This window comes from Streptomyces angustmyceticus (genome assembly GCF_040701845.1).
Taxonomy (GTDB): domain Bacteria; phylum Actinomycetota; class Actinomycetes; order Streptomycetales; family Streptomycetaceae; genus Streptomyces; species Streptomyces angustmyceticus_A.
Genome location: NZ_JBFBHQ010000002.1, coordinates 616,755 through 635,125, shown reverse-complemented (window position 1 = coordinate 635,125; position 18,371 = coordinate 616,755). Strand labels below are relative to the sequence as shown.

The 18,371-nt window shown below is 71.9% G+C and carries 17 protein-coding genes and 1 pseudogene; 9 read left to right on the top strand and 9 right to left on the bottom strand.

Annotated elements, in window-relative coordinates:
• Positions 1 to 67 precede the first annotated feature (67 nt).
• Together AB0411_RS06780 and AB0411_RS06775 are read right to left on the bottom strand one after the other, a co-directional pair.
• Positions 68 to 637: a YcxB family protein gene (locus AB0411_RS06780; RefSeq protein ID WP_366416153.1), complete on the bottom strand. Its 570-nt coding sequence runs from the start codon at positions 635 to 637 to the stop codon at positions 68 to 70.
• 88 nt (positions 638 to 725) lie between these two features.
• On the bottom strand, positions 726 to 1,493 hold the full coding sequence (locus AB0411_RS06775) for an HIT domain-containing protein (RefSeq protein ID WP_366416152.1): 768 nt from the start codon (positions 1,491 to 1,493) through the stop codon (positions 726 to 728).
• 215 nt (positions 1,494 to 1,708) lie between these two features.
• Between AB0411_RS06775 and AB0411_RS06770 the strand changes: the two genes are divergently transcribed.
• Positions 1,709 to 3,526, top strand: a complete 1,818-nt coding sequence (locus AB0411_RS06770; RefSeq protein ID WP_366416151.1) for a TIGR03767 family metallophosphoesterase — start codon at positions 1,709 to 1,711, stop codon at positions 3,524 to 3,526.
• A gap of 150 nt (positions 3,527 to 3,676) precedes the next feature.
• Here the strand turns inward: AB0411_RS06770 and AB0411_RS06765 are convergent, their stop codons facing one another.
• Complete coding sequence (locus AB0411_RS06765; RefSeq protein WP_366416150.1) at positions 3,677 to 4,636, bottom strand: NAD(P)-dependent alcohol dehydrogenase; 960 nt, start codon at positions 4,634 to 4,636, stop codon at positions 3,677 to 3,679.
• A 187-nt stretch (positions 4,637 to 4,823) separates the two neighbouring features.
• Positions 4,824 to 5,732, bottom strand: a complete 909-nt coding sequence (locus tag AB0411_RS06760) for an NADP-dependent oxidoreductase (RefSeq protein ID WP_366416149.1) — start codon at positions 5,730 to 5,732, stop codon at positions 4,824 to 4,826.
• Between the two features lie 149 nt (positions 5,733 to 5,881).
• Here AB0411_RS06760 and AB0411_RS06755 point away from each other — a divergent pair, with 149 nt between their 5' ends.
• Entirely contained in the window at positions 5,882 to 6,454 is a 573-nt protein-coding gene (locus AB0411_RS06755) for a TetR/AcrR family transcriptional regulator (protein WP_366416148.1), read from the top strand.
• A gap of 89 nt (positions 6,455 to 6,543) precedes the next feature.
• On the opposite strand, the gene AB0411_RS06750 is transcribed toward AB0411_RS06755, so the two are convergent.
• Positions 6,544 to 7,197 carry a MerR family transcriptional regulator gene (locus AB0411_RS06750; protein ID WP_366416147.1) on the bottom strand — a complete coding sequence of 218 codons (654 nt, stop codon included), beginning with the start codon at positions 7,195 to 7,197 and terminating at the stop codon, positions 6,544 to 6,546.
• 221 nt (positions 7,198 to 7,418) lie between these two features.
• Between AB0411_RS06750 and AB0411_RS06745 the strand changes: the two genes are divergently transcribed.
• A complete protein-coding gene (locus AB0411_RS06745) occupies positions 7,419 to 8,333 on the top strand; it encodes a hypothetical protein (protein ID WP_366416321.1) in 915 nt (304 codons plus the stop codon).
• Positions 8,330 to 8,794: an ABA4-like family protein gene (locus AB0411_RS06740; RefSeq protein ID WP_366416146.1), complete on the top strand. Its 465-nt coding sequence runs from the start codon at positions 8,330 to 8,332 to the stop codon at positions 8,792 to 8,794. Before AB0411_RS06745 ends, AB0411_RS06740 begins: the two co-directional genes overlap by 4 nt.
• A 247-nt stretch (positions 8,795 to 9,041) precedes the next feature.
• On the opposite strand, the pseudogene AB0411_RS06735 reads toward AB0411_RS06740, so the two are convergent.
• Positions 9,042 to 9,319, bottom strand: a pseudogene (locus AB0411_RS06735) (SAM-dependent methyltransferase); the annotation flags it as partial.
• A gap of 358 nt (positions 9,320 to 9,677) precedes the next feature.
• Between AB0411_RS06735 and dacB the strand changes: the two are divergent.
• From dacB to AB0411_RS06720, 3 genes are all read left to right on the top strand, one after another.
• Entirely contained in the window at positions 9,678 to 11,228 is a 1,551-nt protein-coding gene (gene dacB / locus AB0411_RS06730) for a D-alanyl-D-alanine carboxypeptidase/D-alanyl-D-alanine endopeptidase (RefSeq protein ID WP_366416320.1), read from the top strand.
• Positions 11,229 to 11,516: 288 nt separating this feature from the next.
• Positions 11,517 to 11,963 (top strand): RrF2 family transcriptional regulator, encoded by a 447-nt coding sequence (locus AB0411_RS06725; RefSeq protein WP_366416145.1) that lies wholly within the window; start codon positions 11,517 to 11,519, stop codon positions 11,961 to 11,963.
• A 171-nt stretch (positions 11,964 to 12,134) separates the two neighbouring features.
• Positions 12,135 to 13,433, top strand: a complete 1,299-nt coding sequence (locus AB0411_RS06720; protein ID WP_366416144.1) for a globin domain-containing protein — start codon at positions 12,135 to 12,137, stop codon at positions 13,431 to 13,433.
• An 87-nt stretch (positions 13,434 to 13,520) separates the two neighbouring features.
• Here AB0411_RS06720 and AB0411_RS06715 read toward each other — a convergent pair whose 3' ends face one another.
• Entirely contained in the window at positions 13,521 to 13,958 is a 438-nt protein-coding gene (locus AB0411_RS06715; protein WP_366416143.1) for a protein-tyrosine phosphatase family protein, read from the bottom strand.
• 93 nt (positions 13,959 to 14,051) lie between these two features.
• Positions 14,052 to 14,843, bottom strand: coding sequence for an inositol monophosphatase family protein (locus AB0411_RS06710; RefSeq protein ID WP_366416142.1), 792 nt, complete (start codon positions 14,841 to 14,843; stop codon positions 14,052 to 14,054).
• A 245-nt stretch (positions 14,844 to 15,088) separates the two neighbouring features.
• Here AB0411_RS06710 and AB0411_RS06705 point away from each other — a divergent pair, with 245 nt between their 5' ends.
• Positions 15,089 to 15,667 carry a GNAT family N-acetyltransferase gene (locus tag AB0411_RS06705; protein ID WP_366416141.1) on the top strand — a complete coding sequence of 193 codons (579 nt, stop codon included), beginning with the start codon at positions 15,089 to 15,091 and terminating at the stop codon, positions 15,665 to 15,667.
• A 46-nt stretch (positions 15,668 to 15,713) separates the two neighbouring features.
• Here AB0411_RS06705 and AB0411_RS06700 read toward each other — a convergent pair whose 3' ends face one another.
• Positions 15,714 to 16,715 (bottom strand): PhzF family phenazine biosynthesis protein, encoded by a 1,002-nt coding sequence (locus tag AB0411_RS06700; RefSeq protein WP_366416140.1) that lies wholly within the window; start codon positions 16,713 to 16,715, stop codon positions 15,714 to 15,716.
• Positions 16,716 to 16,799: 84 nt separating this feature from the next.
• On the opposite strand from AB0411_RS06700, the gene AB0411_RS06695 reads away from it, so the two are divergent.
• Complete coding sequence (locus AB0411_RS06695) at positions 16,800 to 17,708, top strand: LysR family transcriptional regulator (protein ID WP_366416139.1); 909 nt, start codon at positions 16,800 to 16,802, stop codon at positions 17,706 to 17,708.
• Positions 17,709 to 18,371: the final 663 nt, after the last annotated feature.

Below are 18,371 nucleotides of genomic sequence, written 5' to 3'. Positions count from 1 at the left end.
ACACACCGGGCCCCCGACGAGGCACACCGAGGAGCATGCCGACACGACCCTTCAGCGTGCCCCGGTCCTACGAGCCCGCCCGCCCCTGTGACGCCACGGTCCCGACACGCGAGGCACGCTGGTCGAGCAGGGCGCGCAGCCGGTCGGCATCCCCCGCCCCGCTCGCCCCGTGCTTGGGCAGCAGGGTGACACCGGAGGCGTTCTTGTCACCGCTCAGCAGGACGAAGAGCCGGGGCGTCTCGGCGTAGCGGGGCGCGGCCTGCCAGGTGAGGCTGCTGGTGCCGTGCTCGGTCGCGACGGTGACGCCGGACTCGTCCACGACGATCCGCTGCTCGCCCTTCGCCGCGGCCAGCCGGTGGAGGCTCCTGGCCTGCATCCGGGTCTGCCCCAGCAGGACCAGCGGGAAGACCAGCGCCATCACGACGACGGGCGGATCCACGCTGTCGTCGCCCGCCAACGACAGCGCCACCGCACTCACCAGGCACAGGGCCACGAGCGCCAGGAGCCGGCGGGTGCGGCGGGCCGACACCGAGACCTTCGCCCGGGCGCCCAGCGCCTCCCGGAAGTCCTCGACCGTCGGTCTGTACGACAACTCCACCCGTGCCATGCCCCGTTGCCCCCGCTCATCCACGTTCACCGCCGAAGTATCCGAACGAAGATCGTAGCCCCGGCATCCGCGCGGGCGCGGCGGGGTCGGGGTGCCGCGGCCCGGCGGCCCGTCGCCGTCACTGCCGCTGGGGAGTCCACGGCAGCGGAAGCCCGTCACCGTCGCGCCGGGGCACCAGATGGACGTGGGCGTGGAAGACCGTCTGTGTCGCCGCCGGACCGACCGCGGTGATGATGTTCAGGTCGCCCGCCACTTCCGCGCCCAGTTCCGCCGCGCGCTGCATCACCGCGGCGGTCACGGCCGGGTCGGTCGTCGCGTCCCGTACGTGGCGGCGCGGGACGACCAGGAGGTGACCGGGGGCGACCGGCCGGCGGGGCACGATCGCCAGGGCCTCCGGCCACTCACGGACGAGCCGGGCGGGCGCGGCGCCCGAGACGATGCGGCAGAACGCGCAGGACTCCAGCTGTTTCGCCGGTTCGCGGTGGATGAGCGGACGGGCGATGTCGCGGTGCTCGACATCGGCGGGGGTACCGCGTTCGGCCAGCCAGTCGGCGACCGCCCCGGCAACGGCCGGAGCGCGGTGGCGGCCGTACCAGCAGGCAACGTACAGATGAACGGCTTCGTCTGCGGCGGCCCGGTGCAGGGCCAGGATCTGACGGCCGGTGCGCTCGACGGTCCCCCGGGCGTCCGGGGCGGAGAGGACGTAGTCACGGACCGCGGGGTCCAGTCCGGTGAGCGGAACGAGGGCCTCGGTGAGGGCGGTGTCGGCCGGGTCCCACATCCGGTCCCGGACATCCAGCACGAGGGCGCCGGTGTCATGCCGGGGCGGGGCGCCCCAGCGGGCGCCGTAGGACGTGATCCGGACCGGGGCGACGCTACTGGGCATGACCTCTCCTGTCATGGGGCGGGCAAACGGGCCACACCGAATGGCAACGGAACCGTACCGACGGGCAACGGGACCGTACCGACGGGCAATCGGTGTGCCCAGTTCCGGACCTGTTCAGCTTCCGGTCACGCTCCCCGGCCACGCTCTGGAATGAGAAATTCCGCTTGGTGACCCCGCTGTGGTCAGGCACTGCCGGCCACGGCACGGAGGGCCTCATGGCCGGTATTGAAACCCACTTCCCCACCAACCGTCGTCGCTTCCTCCTCAGCTCCGGTGGCGCCGTCGCCGGAGTCGGTGCCGCATGGGCACTGCCGGGCCGGCGCAGCAGCGGCGCCCCGGGCGGCGCACCCGCACAGCCCCTCACCCGCACGTCGCCGGCCCGCACCGGTGCGCGACGCGCGGCACCGCACGGGGCCACCACACTGGACACCGCGGCGCGCCTCACCGGCAGCGGCGGCTACCGCCGGATCACTTCGGGCCCCGGATGGCCCCTGGTCGTCCGCGGTGAACTCGCCGCCGCGGCGTCCGGGCGCCAGGACCGGCGCACTCCCCTGGCGTGCTTCGTCCAGTTCACCGATCTCCATGTGGCCGATGTCCAGAGCCCCTTGCGCAGCGAGTTCCTGCGCGCCGGATCGCCGGGTTCGTGGCGGGCGCAGGAGGCGCTGTCGGTGGCCGGTGCGGTGTCGCTGGTCGAGCAGGCCAACGCGGTCCGCAGCGGACCGCACACCGGGCGGCCGCCCGCCTTCGTGATGTCCACGGGTGACAACATCGACAACCACTCCATGGTGGAGCTGGACTGGTTCCTCACCCTCATGAGCGGGGGCCGCATCACCCCCAACACCGGCGACCCGACGGCCTACGAGGGCGTGCAGAATTCCGGCCTCGCGCTGTACTGGCACCCGGACGACCCCCTGCGCGACCAGGACAAGAGACGCGGCCTGCCGCGGATACCCGGCTACCTCGAAGCCGCGAGGCGCCCGGTCGTCAGCCCCGGCCTGCGGCTTCCGTGGTACTCGACGCCCGGCAACCACGACGACCTGCCGGGCGGCGCCCTGGCCCCGCAGGACCCCGAGCTGGCCGACTACATCACCGGGGCGCGCAAGCTGTTCTCCGTACCGGACACCGAGGTGGCCGCCTTCGCGAAGGTGCTGGACACCGGCGGCGACCCCAAGAGCACCGTGCTCAAGGACATCCTCCGCCACAACGCCGCCCGAGCCCGTACCGTGACCGCCGACGAGCGCCGCCGGATGTTCACGCCCCACGAATACCTGCGGGCCCACCTGGATCCGGCCTTCAAGGGAGCGGGGCCGGTCGGCCACGGCTACACCGACAACCACCTCGACGGCGACCGGATGTACTACTCCTTCACCGTCGCCGACGGCGTCATCGGCATCAGCATCGACACCACCTACCGCAGCGGCCACTACGAAGGGTCGCTCGGCACCGAACAACTCCGTTGGCTGGAGCGGACGTTGGCGGCCCACAGTTCCCGCCATTACGACGCGGACGGCCGGCTGGTCCGCAACACCGGCGCCGACGACGCGCACATCCTGGTGTTCAGCCACCACCACAGCCCGAGTATGACCCGGCGCCCGGACGCGGCCCGTTCGGAGGAGAAGCGGCACGACGGCGAAGAGGTCATCGCGCTGCTGAGCCGGTTCCCGAACGTGGTGGCGTGGATCAACGGCCACAGCCACATCAACCACATCACGCCGCACGCCCACCCCACGGCCGCCCGCTCCTTCTGGGAGGTCAACACCGCTTCGCACGTGGACTATCCGCAGCACGCACGGATCATCGAACTCGCCGACAACCACGACGGGACACTGTCCCTGTTCACCACCCTCATCGAATCCGCCGCCCCGCACCACACGGACTTCGACGACCTCTCCGCCGTCGGCCTCGCCTCGCTCTACCGCGAGCTGTCCTACAACGCACCGGGCCTCGCCGCCGGCCTGACCGACGGCGTCCACGAAAAAATGGCGGGCACCCCGGCGGACCGCAACACCGAACTCCTGGTCCGCCGGGGCTGAGCGGGCCGTCCGGCCTGTGGGGCACGGTCGCCCCCATGTGCCCATCGGCCCGCCGGGCGCCCGACGCCGACGAGGTCGCGGGCACCGTCTCCCGGACGGCCGGCCGACCCGACCATGGCCGCCGAGCCGGCCGCCACCCCCATACGAGGGCTACTTGGCCGTCGCCGCCACGGCCACCACCTGCTTGCCCACCACTCCGCCTCGCTCGAATGCCTGATGCGCCGAGGCGATGTCGGTCAGCGGATACACGCTGTCGACGACGGGTCGCAGCCCACCGGAGGTCACATGGTCGGCCAGGTCGCGCAGCAACGCGGTGTCGGGGTTGGCGCTCAACGTGCGGATGCGGCGGGCGCCGTGCACGCTCGACGCGGCGATGGCGGCCATGGAGGATGCCGACAGCGCGATGGTGGCCATCCTGCCTTGACGGGTCAGCCGACGCCGGAAGGAGTTCAGTTCCGAGCCGACGGTGTCCAAGATGGCATCGAACGGTCCGGTCTCCTCCGGCGCGGTGGAACCGTAGTCGAAGACCTCGTCGGCCCCCAGCTCGCGCAGCGCCCCCGCATGGCGCTCGCGGGACAGCGCGGTGACGTGAGCCCCCATCGCGTGGGCGAGTTGCACGGCGGCCGTGCCGACCCCGCCGGCGGCGCCCCGCACCAGGACGCGTTCCCCGCCGGTGAGCTGCAGCGTGTCCCGTAGTGCGATCAGCGCGGTCGTTCCCGCGACGACCAGGGAGGCCGACTCCACCGGCGCGAAGCCGGCCGGCGCGGGCCCGATGCGGTCCGCGGGGACCACGACGTACTCGGCGGCGCCGGCGACCGTGCACCGCTTGAGCGGCTGCACCGTGCCCCACACCCGGTCTCCCACCTGGTACGTGGACACGTCGGCCCCGGTCGCCGCGACCACACCGGCGAAGTCCAGCCCCACGCCGATCGGAAACCGGAACCCGGTCACGACACGCACTCCCCCGGAACGAACGATCGTGTCGAGCCCGTTCACACTCGACGCCCCGACCGATACCAGCACGTCGCCGGTGCCGGGGTCGGGACGGTCAACGTCATTGATCTGCAGGGTAGTCGGCGCACCGTAGCGGGTGATCTGGGCGGCCTTCATTTCGTGGTCCTTTCGGGGGATGGCGGTGGGGCAGTGGGGGTTGGGGAGCGGCTGGGGACGAGGCTTTGACGGTGCACGAAGGCGTGCGGCCCGGGGGCGCGGGCCTCGGGGCCGTGGTGGCCGGGGAGCCGGTGGCCGAGAACGGCGGGGACCCGGGCGGCGCATGACGCCAAGCACCCAGCCCGGGTCAGGGCAGCAGGACAACCTTGCCCTTGTTGCGGCGGGCCTCGATGTCGGCATGGGCCCGGGCGGCCTCGGCGAGCGGATACGCGCGCCAGACGGGGACATCGAGCTTGCCGGCCGCGATCAGGCCGGCCAGTCGCGGAAGAGCTTCGGGGCAGCGGTCGGCCGGGTCCATGCCCGTGAACCGCACCCCGTGCTCAGCGAAGGCCGGGTCCGCAATCGTGATGACCCTGCCCGGCTCGCCGACCAGGGCGACGGAATCGGCGAGCACCCCCGCGCCCGAGGCGTCGAACACGAAGTCCACACCGCCCGGCGCGGCGGCTCCCACACGCTCCGCCCAGCCCTCGCCATAGCGCACGGCGCGCGCACCGAGGCCGGTGAGGCGCTGAAGATCCCGCTCGGCGGCAGTGCCGATCACGGTGATTCCACGGGCCACGGCCACCTGCACCGCAAGGGCGCCCACACTGCCGCCGGCGCCATGGATGAGCAGTGTCCGCCCCGGCTGCACACCGAGGTGCTCGATCGCCCGGTAGGCGGCCTCACCCACCGTGACCATCGCGGCCGCGGTCTCGAACGACAGCTCCTTCGGCTTGTCGACGGGCCGGTCGAGCACGGCGTACTGGCTGTAGCCGCCGGCCGGGGCGACGCCGAAGACCTCGTCGCCGACCGACGCGGCGGCACCCTCGCCGACCTTGTCGACGACACCGGCCACGTCCCAGCCCGGGACCATCGGGAACGTCACCGGGAAGACGCCCTGCATCATCCCGGCGCGGATCCGCACATCGATCGGATTGACGGCGCTCGCTCGCACCCGGACACGGACCTGGCCCGGCCCCGGCTCGGGGGCGGCGACCTGCGACAGGGCGAGAACCTCGGGTCCGCCGTACGCGGAGACGGTAATGGCAAGAGACATCAGGCACTTCCTGAGGAGGGGGTGACGGGGGTACGGCACGCACCATGAATCATCCAGTGCGTGTGATTTCTTTGTATCACACGCCGCGTATGATTCGATGTGTGGCTTGAATCACACGACCCGTATGATTCATGGATAGGATGGGTCCCATGCAGGAGCCCCTCCACCGCCGCCAGCCCACCCCGACCAACCCACGCGTTCAGCGCACCCGCCATCGCGTATTGGCGGTCGCACGTGAGCTGCTGCCCCGGGTCGGACCGACCGGCCTGACGTACGCACTGCTGGCCGAGCGCGCCGACGTCACCCGCCAGACCCTCTACCGGCACTGGCCCAACCGGGCCGCGCTGCTCTTCGACCTGATCCTGGAGGGCCCCGACCTCGGCAACTACCCCGAGCCGGGCAGCGACGTACGCACCGTTGCCACCGCCTGGCTGAAGAGCCTGCGCGACGGCATCAGCGAACCGGCCATCCGCACCGCAGTACTGGCCGTCACCGCCCAGGCCGACCACGACCCCGACAGCGCCCAGGCCCTGGAACGCATCGGCCAGGACCGCCGCGCGGCCCTCAACGAACTGCTGGAGCCCTCGGGCGTCCAGCTCGACGCCGCCGAGTACACCCTGCTCTACGGCCCGGTCCTCGCCCGCCTCTTCCTCGACCGCAGCCACGTCACCGACGAGTTCATCGACACCGCCGTCTCCCAGTGGCTCACCACGCTCGCGTAGCCGCGACGACGGTCAGCAGGCCCCGGTAGTGCACACTCCTGCCGGGACCGGCGAGCCCCTTCACCGAGCCTTCCCCAACATGCGCCGGCTCAGCTCGTCTTCGGCTCCGGCGGCCCGTCCGCGCCGTACCGCTGCGCCGAGGCGTCCACATGGGCCAGCCGGCGCAGCGCGCTGAACACCGCCTCACCCAGTACGGTTCCGATCACCACGCTCTCCACCATGTCCTCGACCGACACCCGCCGGCCCACGTACGCGAGGTCGGCGCGGGCGACCTGCTCGGCAGCGTCGGCGTAGTCGTCGAGCACCTCGACGAACGCCCCGTGCCCCAACCGGGCCATGGCGGCAAGGGCCTTGGCCAGGTCGGCCGCGGCGGGGTCCGCCTCATGCGTCCGCCAGCCACGCCGGGAGACGAGGTCGGTGACGACGGCATGCGCGGCCGCCGACTCGGTGTCGTCGTGTTCGACGCTTGATGCGCCGAGGCGGTCCGCGGCGGCACCGAGCACTTTGTGCAGCGGACGCGCGGGGTCGTCGATGGCGGTCAGTACGTCCGCGATTTCGGCCACCTTCATGCCGCCCACATCGAGCAGGGCGCGGATGAGCCGCAGCCGGCGCTCGTGCACCTCGCCGTAGGTCGCTTGATTCGGGCTGGTCAGCTCGCCCGGAGGCAGCAGCCCCTCACGGACGTAGTACTTGATCGTCGGCACCGGCACTCCGGTTGTTCGGCTCAATTCTCCCATTCGCACTGCCGGTTCACTCCTCGACCGTCGACCCGCGCATCTCGCCGGCCCTTGCCAGCTTCGCCTCCCATCATAGATAGTTGGGCTACCAGATAGCAGATAGTGCTGCTATCCATTAGGGGGTCATCATGTCTTCGTTACTTCCGTCTTCGTGGTCCGTGCCGTCGTGGGGGCCTTCGGCTCCTTGGCGGGCGTGGCATCGGCCGCTGGTGCTGATCTCGGCGGCCATGGTGGTGATGGCGGTCGTCTCGGCCGTGGGGCTCGTCGCCGACGACCGCGTGCTGGTGGGCGCGCCGATCTGGGCCAAGCCGTTGAAGTTCTCGGTCTCCTTCGTGGCGTACTGCCTCTCCCTGGCCTGGATGCTTTCGCTGCTCCCCCGAGGCCGGCGCGTGGGCTGGTGGGCGGGGACGGTCGTCGCGCTGGCCAGCCTCGTCGAGATGGTGATCATCGCCGGGCAGGCGATGCGCGGGAAGCGGAGCCACTTCAACCACGAAACGCCCTTCGACGAGTCGCTGTTCAACGCGATGGCCGTCACGGTCGTCATCCTGTGGCTCGGCACGTTCGCCGTCGCCGTGCTGTTGCTCCGCGCCCGCATCGCCGACCGTGCGTCCGCCTGGGCGATGCGCTCGGGCATCGCCCTGGCGCTGGCCGGGGCCGCCGTCGGATTCCTGATGACACAGCCCGCGCCAGGGCAGCGGCGCGGTGTCTCCAAGGTGGTCGGCGCGCACAGCGTGGGCGTGCCGGACGGCGGTCCCGCCATGCCGCTGACCGGCTGGTCGACGACCGGCGGAGATCTGCGGATCCCGCACTTCGTCGGCATGCATGCACTGCAACTCCTGCCGCTGCTGGTCATGGTGCTGACCGCCCTCGCACCCCGCTCCGCCCGGCTTGCCGACGACCGGGTACGGCTGCGCCTGGTGCTGCTCGCCTCGGGCGTGTACGCCGCCGCCTTCGCCCTGGTCCTCTGGCAGGCGCTGCGGGGTCAGCCGCTGATCCAGCCGGACGGCGTGACGCTGCGGGCGGCCGGCCTGATCCTGGTGGCCGCCGTTCTCGGGACGTACGGATCCCTGCGGGTTCCGACTCCCCCTGCGGGCAGGGCAACCGCTGAAGACGTCAGCGCCTCGAAGGAACTCGTGTCATGACCGGATTCCTCTTCGAGCTCTCCTTCTGGCTGGCCGCACCCGTCTGGCTGCTCATGATCTTCGCCCCCGCATGGGGCCCGACCGCCCGCATCGCCGGGTCACCGCTGACCGTGGTGCCCGTGCTGCTCGTCTATCTCGCGCTCGCCGTCCCGGTGTTCCCCGAACTCTGGACCGCGGTCCGCAGCCCGGACCTCGGCACCTTCCGCGAGCTGACCGCGCTCGCGGACGGCGCGGGAGCCATCTGGTCGCAGGTCATTGCCTGGGATCTTCTCCTCGGGCAGTGGATGTACCGGGAGGCCAGACGACTCAGGATCCCCGCCCTGCTGATGGGGCCCCTGCTCGTCTTCACGATCCTGCTGTCGCCCCTCGGGCTGCTGGTGTTCCTGGGGCTGCGATCGGCGAGGGTACGGCGTCCGCCCCGCCGCGACCTCGCGGTTCCCGCGTCCCGCGGAGCCACATAGACGGAGCCCGGCCCCGCCCCGCCCGCCCGCCACAGAAGACTGATCGGCAGTTCGAGCCCGCTTGGGGCCCCGGAAACGGAAGCCGGCCTCAACTGGACTGCAGGTGGCGGGAGGTGAGCCAGAGGCGGTACCCATGCGGAAAAGCTCCTGGCAGACGGGTGATTGCCGAGATCAGCTGTCCGGCCAGGAGCCTCCGCGTGCTTGTCCGCCCCTCGGGGATCGAGCCGTCCACCCCGCCCCTGCTCCCTCAGCCGACGGGCTTCTCCCACACCGAGACATGGCGGCTGCTCTCACTGGTGAACGGAGCTCGTGTCCACTCCGCCCACCGGTCGCGCAGCCGCAGCCCGGCGAGACGCGCCATCGGATCCAGTTCGGCCGGCCATACGTACCGGAACGGGATGGACTCGTACTCGGCGCGCCCGTCCACGATCGTCACGTAGTGCGAGCTCATCGCCTGAGTGGCCACGTCGTAGGTTCGAACGCCCACCGCGTAGGGCTGATGTGGAACGGCACGGCATTCTGACCGAAGTATCCGTCTCCCTCATGCATCCCGAGACCGTAGCCCTCGCGCCCCCCTGACGCGCGGGGTTTTCCCCTCGGAAGCCGGACGACGACGCCCTTGGGCCCGGCCCTGCGGCCGCACCGGCAACGCTCACCCGGTTCGGGTTCGGGACGACCGCTCGGGAACCTCCTTGACGAGGGTCGCGGGAAAGTCCGTCGAAGAGCCCGGCCGCACCTGCCTTCCGGTGGTCGCGGGGAGCAGTACCTTCGAGGGGATATAGCGGTATATAAGCGATAGATCTACACCATCGGTGGAGTCCGCATGTCATCCTCCGTCCCTGTCCGGTCCAGCCGCAGGCGTCTCGTCGGCACGTTGAGCGTTGTGGTGGCCGTCGGCGTCGTCCTCATCGGGCTCGTCCAGGCCGCGCCGTCCCCCACACCCGGGGCGCTCGACCCGAGGATCACGTCGATCATGCGGAAGCCGGACTACCGGCACGCCCGGTGGGGGCTGTTCCAGCAGAACCCGGAGACCGGCAAGGTGACGCAGGACCGATACGCCGACCAGTTCTTCATCCCCGGCTCGACGGCCAAGCTGGTCAGCGTCAGCGGTACCTGGCACACCCTCGGCAGCGCCCACCGCTTCGTCACCCCGATCCATGCCGTCGGGCAGCGCCGCAACAGCACGCTCAAGGGCAACCTGGTCCTGGTCGCGCAGGGCGATCTGACCCTCGGTGGCCGGACCCGCAAGGACGGCACCGTCGCCTTCACCACCATCGACCACACCTACGCCAACAGCATCCCGGGCGCCACCCTCACCCCGCAGGACCCACTGGCCGGCGTCCACCACCTGGCACGGCAGGTGCACGACTCGGGAATCCGCCGGGTCGACGGCGATGTGGTCGTCGACGCACGGCTGTTCCGCCCGGACCCGGTCCTCGACCCGACCCCCACGCCGCTGATCATCAACGACAACCTCATCGACCTGCTGACCTCCCCCGGCGCCAAGGCGGGTGCCCCGGCCGGCCTGGAGTGGCGCCCGAAGGTCGCGCCCTACCACGTCACCTCAGCCGTCCGCACGGTCGCGGCGGACAAGCCGTCCGACATCACCGTGAGCAGTTCCCCCGACGGCACCCGCATCCGTCTGTCCGGCACCATCGCCGCCGGGTCCGCTCCCGTCCTGCGGGTGTCGGCCGTCAAGGATCCGAATGCCTTCGGCCGGACGGCCATGATCGAGGCACTGAAACAGGCCGGGGTCGAGGTCCGTGCGAAGGAGATCGGCCCCAACCCGGCCGGGCGGGTGCCGAAGTCCTACCAGGGCGCGCCGGCGGTGGCGCGGTACACCTCGCCCCGGTACTCCGAGTACGCCGAGCTCATCTTCAAAGTGAGCCACAACCTGGGGGCGAACCTCGGGATCTGCCTGATGGCCACCAGTACGGGAAGCCCCGACTGCGAGAACGGCTTCCCCGTGCTGGCCTCGTTCCTGGACCACGCGCACATCGACCGCAAGGCCGTGCAGCTCGCCGACGGCCGCGGCGGCAACCCGGCCGACCGGACCACACCACGCGCCCTGGCGCAGATCCTGACGTACTGGCAGCACACCCGGGACGCCGGAATCTTCCGTACCTCACTGCCGGTCCTGGGCGTCGACGGGACCCTGGCGGATTCCTGCCGCCGTTGCCCGTCACGCGGCAAGGTCTTCGCCAAGACCGGCACCGTGGCGGGCGGTGACGCCCTCAACGACCGACTGGCCGTGGGCGCGGAGACCGCGGCCGGCTATCTGGAGACGCGGCGGGGCCACTTCGATGTGTTCTTCGCCGGCGTGAACGGCGCGTCCACCCCCAACGCCAGGATCAAGGGCGTCCTGGCCACCGGGAACGACGTGGCCGATGTCGCCGCCCGTCTCCAGCAACAGGCTGCCGCGGGCCGCGGCTGAACGAGGCGGAGGGGGAGGCAGTGGGCGGGCGGCGGCACGGTCGTCCGGCGTTGGCGGAGTGGCGTGGTGTCCGGCGTCTCCCGCCTCTGCCTGTGCCACTGCCGGGTTCGGTGGGGGGCGGAGGCTGCCGGAGCTTCTTGAGTTGGCGCGCCGTCTCGCGGGGTGAGGTCGGCCCGCCCCGCCGGTGAGGTCGGCCCGCCCCGCCCCCGCCTTGATCGACCGGCGGCGCCCCTCTCGCGCGAGGAGCGTAAATTGGCATCTAGAATGCCACTTATATAGAGTGCAGGGGTGCGACTCACCAAGAGCACCGACATCGCCCTCCGTATCGCCATGCGCCTCGCGGTGCTCGGCGACACGGACGAGGCCCCCACCACCCGCGAGGTGGCGAGCGCCGTCGTCGTGCCGTACACCCATGCCGCCAAGGTGGTGAGCAAGCTTCAGCACCTCGGCGCCGTCGAGGCGCGGCGCGGACGGGGCGGCGGGCTGACGCTGACCACCGCGGGGCGCGCGGGTTCGCTGGGGCGTCTGGTGCGTCAGCTGGAGGGGACCGATGATGTCGTGGGCTGCGAGGACGACCCGCCCTGCCCGTTGCGCGGCGGCTGCCGGCTGCGCGGCGCACTACGGGTGGCGCAGGAGGCCTTCTACGCCTCACTCGACCCGCTCTCGATCGCCGATCTGGTCGAGGCCCCGACCGGGCCGCTCCTTCTCGGCCTGACACCTCGCCCCGCGGACTGAGCGCGTCGGCCTCGCCCCCTCCGACCCGCACCACCACAGAGCCGCCCCCCACCCCGCACACACCTCACCCCCACGCCCCACCCTCACCCCCCACCGCACACCCAAAAATGCGAATCTCAGATGCCAGTTTCCTTACCCTCCCCCTCCCCCTTCGAGAGTCCGGAGTTGCCGATGCTGTCGCCGAAGTCCGCCGAGACCGTACGTGCCACCCTGCCCGCCGTGAGCGGAGCCATCGGTGAGATCACGACGCTCTTCTACGAGAAGCTGTTCGCCGCCCACCCCGAGCTGCTGCGCCACCTCTTCAACCGCGGCAACCAGGCCAACGGCGGCCAACAGCGGGCTCTCGCCGGGGCCGTCGTCACGTTCGCCCGTCATCTCATCGAGCACCCGGACGGCCGACCGGATGCCCTGCTCACGAGGATCGCGCACAAGCACGCCTCTCTCGGGGTGCGGCCGGATCAGTACCCGGTCGTGCGGGAACACCTCTTCGCGGCCATCGCGGAGGTGCTCGGCGAGGCGGTGACCGACGAGGTCGTACGGGCCTGGGACGAGGTGTACTGGCTGATGGCCCACGCGCTGATCGCCGTCGAGAAGCAGCTCTTGGACGAGGCGGGTGCGCCGGACGGTGAGGTGTGGCGGCCCTTCCGAGTGGCGGCACGTATCGAGGAGACCGCGGAGGTCGCGACCTTCCTTCTGCGTCCGGCGGATGGTGCGCCCGTTCCCCCGTCCCGCCCCGGCCAGTATGTCTCCGTACAGGTGCAACTTCCCGACGGTGCACGGCAGATACGGCAGTACAGCTTGTCGGGACAGCCGGACGACGGGCTGCAGATCTCCGTGAAGCGGGTGGTGGGCTGGCGCCGGCCCGGCGCCCCGTCCGACGATCCCGCGGGCGAGGTCTCCGGCTCTCTGCACGCGCATGTCCACGGCGGCGAGATCCTGCACGTCAGCCCGCCGTTCGGTGAGGTGGTGCTCGGCGACGACGGCGAGGGTCCGCTGCTCTTCGCCTCGGCGGGCATCGGGTGCACGCCGATGATGGCCATGCTCGCGCATCTCGCCACCACCGGCTCCCGACGCCGCATCGTCGCCGCCCACGCCGACCGGTCGCCTGCCACCCATCCGTTCCGTACGGACCTCCACCGGCTCACCGGCAAACTCGCCGATGCGACAGCGGAACTCTGGTACGAGGCCCCACTCCCTCACGACGACGGACTCCGGCGGGGCGACGGGCTGCCGGGCGGGGAAGAGGAAGGGGCGTGGCGTACGGGCGAAGCGGCGGAAGGGGCGGTGGATCCGGTGACCGTGCGCTCCGGGATGATGGATCTGACGCAGATCGCCGTTCCGGCCGGTACCACCGCGTACCTCTGCGGGCCGGTGCCCTTCATGAAGGCGGTACGTGCCCAGCTCCTGGCCGCCGGCGTACCCGCCTCGCGTATCCACTACGAGGTCTTCGGCCCCGATCCCGGGCTCTAGGCGGGCGCGGCCAGGGGCGGGCCGAGCGGTTGCCCGCATGCGCAGGTCCGGTTGCGGCGGGCTGCTCTGCGGTTGCCGCCGGCCGCGCTACCCGTCGGCGGCGAAGTTCCGCACGTAGCGTCGCTGCCAGGGGGTTTCCACGGCGCGAGGGTGATAGTGCCGGCGGACGAAGGCCACTGCCTCGTCCGCCGGCACCCCCTCCAGAACGGCCATGCATGCCAGCGCCGTTCCGGTCCGTCCACGGCCGCCGTCGCAGGCCACTTCGACGCGTTCGTCGGCCGCGCGGGTCAGTACCTCCTCGAAGGCGAGGCGGGCCTGCCGGCGGTCCTTCGGGAGCCGGAAATCAGGCCAGGGCAGCCAGCGTGCCTCCCACTCGGTGGAGGGCGGCTGCTTGCCGAGGAGATAGAGGGCGAAGGCGGGCGTCGGTCCTGGAGGAAGGGGGTTGCGCAGTCCGCGGCCGCGCACCAGTGCGCCCGAGGGGAAGGACATGACTCCCGGGTCCCAGTCGCTCCAGTTCTCCGTCATCCGTGCACCCTAGTGCTGCGCCCGGGACGGGAACAGCGTCCCGGTGATCGCGAGGCCGGCCCGGGCGGACCAGGCACCGTGCGCGATCCGGCGTCAACCGCGGATCATCGACAACAGCAGCCCGTGAGTCTCGGCGTCCGCGGCCACCACGAGCCCACGGCCTGCCGGCCCGGTCGGAGCGCCGTCGACTCCGGTGACCACACAGCCGGAAGCCCGGCACAGTGCGATGCCGGCGGCGAAGTGCACACTCTCCGTCAGGTCACCACCGTCGGTGACGTATGCGGCGCGCTTGCCGGCCGCCACCCAGGCCAGCGCCAGGGTCGTGGACACCACCCGCGGCCGGAACCGTTCGACGAATCCAGGGTGGGCGAGCAGGTCCACAGCCCGGAATCCAGGCGCGCTCGGAAAGGGCGGATCCAGGTTCACGTCCACCAACTGGGTGGCAGCGGTCGGCGCCAGCCGCGTGTCGCTGCCGTCACGCCGAACCCAAGCGGTCCGACCGTCGGTGTGGAAGACCTCGCCGCTGAACGGATCAGCCACCGCGGCCGGGCCGTCGCGCAGTGCCACGTTGACGGCGACCAGCGTGGTGCCGACGGCGTAGTTGAGCGTGCCGCACAAGGGGTCCACCAACCATTGGCGCGCCGCGTCGGCCGCGCCCTGCTGCCCGCCCTCCTCGCCGTGCACCGCATCTTCCGGCCGCGCGGCACGGATGACGCCGAGGATTGCCTCTTCAGCCGCCACATCGGCGTCGGTGGCGAAGTCCCCGGCACCTTTGTCGATGCGGGTGAGCCGCCGTCCGTACCCGGCGCGCACGGCATCCGCACCGGCACCCGCCGCGGCTATCGCCACATCGGCATCGTCAAGGCGCGCATGGGAGTTGATCACGGCGTGCAGAGTACCGGGACGGCGCGGCCTCGCCGGTACGCAGCGCCAGCCGGCAGCTACCACGCCTCCGCATTCCTCAACCGGTGAGCCCGTGTGGTCACAGCACCAGCGAGTCCGCAGGACCGGCGTTGCCTGTCGCCCGTACGGACCGCATGATGCGGAGAATGACGACGAACGCACCTTCGAAGCAACCGACTTCGGCGGACCCCAGTGCAGCGAACCCGACGTCGGTGAACCCGGCTTTGGTGAACCCGGCTTCATCGGCCCCGACGTCAGCAGACCTGCCGTCGGCGCCCCCGGCTTCGGCGCCGCCCGCGGTGGTCCGGCTCGCGCGCTACTCGACGACCGAGCTGCACGAGATCGTCGGGGACGACGATGACCCCTTCGGAGTCGCCGAGGCGGGTCTGACGTGGCTGCCCAAGCAGGAGCACTTCGGCATCAGGCGGGACGGCCGCCTGGTGGCGCACACCGGTCTGGTGACGCTGCCCCTTGCGGTGGGGCCGGTCGAGACGGAGGTGGTGGGGTTCGGCGGGGTGGTCGTCGCTCCCGGACTGCGGGGGCACGGATTGGCGCGGCTCGTGGTCACCGGCGCCCTGGAGCACGCCCGGACATGCGGACCGGAGTGCGGCCTCCTCTTCTGCCGGCCGCATCTGGTCCCCCTCTACCAGCGCCTCGGCTGGCGGACGCGGGAGGAGGACGTACACGTCGAGCAACCCGACGGGCCCGTGGTCATGCCGTTGCGGACCATGTGGATCCCCCTGCGCGCCGGGGCGCGTTGGCCCGGCGGGAGCGGGCCGGTGCGTCTGCTGTCCCTTCCCATGTGAGCAGCGCCCCGCCCCTCTCCGGCGCCCCTCCCCCGCGTCGCCGGGCTCAGCGGCCCGGAGCGGGGACAGGGGCGGCCGGGGCCGGGAGGGGGACGGCCGTGCCCGTCACCCGCGCCCGCGGGTCGTCGGGGTGGAGGTCGACGTAGAGGTCGCTGGGCCTGCCCATGTCCTCGCCCTGCCGGAGGTGCACCCGCAGGGGCTGTGTGACCAGGCCCAGGGCGCGCAGGTAACCGCCGAAGGCCGCGGCGGCGGCGCCGGTTGCCGGGTCCTCCACGACGCCGCCGACGGGGAAGGGGTCCCGGGCGTCGAAGTCGAGGCGGTCGGGGGACGCGCGGTGGACGAGGTGCACGGTCGTCCAGCCCTGGTCCCGCATGAGGTCGTGCAGCGCGTCGAAGTCGTAGTCGAGGGCGGCCAGTCGTGCCCGGCTGCGGACGCCCAGGACGAGGTGGTCGTTGCCCGCGAAGGCGATGTGCGGCGGGAGAGCGTCGTCCAGGTCGTCCCTGGTCCAGCGCAGGGCCCGTAGCGCCGGCTCGACCTGGGTGGCCTCCTCGGCCGGGCGGGAGTGCGCCGGCACGCTGGTGAGCGTGGCCCGGACGAGTCCGTCGACGAGGCTCGTCCCCACCCGGATCTCGCCCACGGGTGTGTCGAACAGCAGCTCACCGGCTCCGGTGCGGGAGGCGAGGGCCACGGCCGTGGCGATCGTGGCGTGTCCGCAGAAGGCGACCTCGGCGCGGGGGCTGAAGTAGCGCAGCCGGTAGCGGCGGGCGGCGTGGTCATGTGCCGTGACGAAGGCGGTCTCCGAGTACCCGACCTCCGCGGCCAGGGCGAGCATCCGGGCGTCGTCGAGGGTTGCGGCATCGAGCACCACACCGGCCGGGTTGCCACCCGCCGGGTCGGTGGTGAAGGCGGAGTACCGCAGGACGTCGACGGCGTCCGGGCTCGGGAGGGTCTCGGGGGTCTCGACGGCGGACGGGCTCGGGAGGGCGTCCGGGCTCTCGGTGGTGTCCGGGTGCGGGTCCTGGCCGGCGGGGAACGTGTGCGTGGTCATGGCTTCACGATGGCAGGGCGGTGCGATCGCGTCCAACGATGGTATTCGCTCGCTCCCATCGGGAATCGCGATACCGTGGGCACGGTGGACACCAGACTTCTGCGCACGTTCGTGACGCTCGCCCGGGCGGGAAGCTTCACCGCCGCGGCCCGCGCGCTCCATCTCGCCCAATCCACGGTCACCGTCCACATCCGCACTCTGGAACGGGAGTTGGGGACCCCGCTGTTCGACAGGATGCCGTCGGGGACGGTCCCGACCCGGGCCGGGGTGCGGCTGCTGGAGGAGGCCGAGGAGGTGCTCGACGCGGTGGCCCGGCTCCGTGCGACGGCCGCCACCGCGTCCGGGCAGGGTGACGCGGCGGGCGGCGCGGTCGAGGGGCAGGTCGCCGTCGGCGCGGGTGATTCGCTGTGCGCCTCACGGCTGCCCCCGGTGATCGCTTCGTTGCGGCGCACGCAACCTCGCCTGGACGTCGAACTGCACGCCGCGAGCACGGCAACGGCGGTGGACGGACTGCGCACCGGCCGGCTCGACATCGCGCTGCTGCTGGAGCCGGAGGTGGACGAGAGCGATCTGCTGGCCCGCCGGATCGCGGACGAGCCGCTGGCGTACGTGGCGGCGCCCGGCCATCCGTTGGCCGGACGCGCCGCCGGTTGGGCGGAGTTGGCGGATGAATGCTTCTTCGTCCACGAGGAGGGCTGCTCGTACAGTGACCGGCTCGTCCGTACGCTGCTGGGCCTGCCCGGTGCCCGGCCCCGGATCACCCGGTTCGGCAGTATCGATGCCGCCCGGTCGTGTGTCGCGGCCGGTCTCGGTCTGACGCTGCTGCCGCGGGTGACCGTCGAACGCCACCTGCACGAGGGCCGGTTGACGGTGGTGGACGGTCCGGGGGCGCCGCCCGTGCCCGTGCAGCTCGTCCGGCACCGGAGGCGGTGGTTCGCACCGGGCGCGCAGATCGTGGCCGAGGAGCTGGCGCGCACCTTCGCGGCGGCGTGAGCGCCCCGGCAGGACGCCGTTCGAGGTCCCGGACTCGCCTTCCTCTCCCCGTCGGCTCAGGAGTCCCACGAGAGTTCGGTTTTGTCCTTCGTCCGCGTGGAGGCCCGGCGCGTCGTTTGGACAGCCCGCGGGCCTCCGACACCGTGAGGTCGTGCGCCCACTACTCCTTCGCCTCACCGCAGCGGCGGTCGTCCTCCTCGCCACCAGCAGCTGTGTGTCCCTTCCGGCCGGCGGACCCTTGCACGATCCCGGTCGCGGACCGGGTGGACGCACGGTCGCGCCGGCCCGGCCCTCACCGCTGCTGCAGCCCACGCAGGGCGCGTCCCACGAACAACTGGTGGACGTGGCGTCCATGAAGCGGAAGGCGAAACGGCACACGACCTCGCATGCGAAACGGCATACGACGTTGTCCACGGCAGATGCCGCTCCCCGGCACGAGGCGCCTGCTCAGCGGCGGCAGCGGGCGGTGCACCCGGGGTTGCCCCGCCCCGCCCGGATCACGCCGCCGCGGCCACACACGGCCCCGGTGCGTACGACGCCCCGGCATCGGCGCCCCGCAGCCGCGGCCCCGAAGAACCGCCGGTCGGCGCCGCGGTCGAACGTCGATACCGGCTTCATGTGCCGGATGGCGTCCGGCCGCGTCCGTGCGGACCTTCTGCGGCT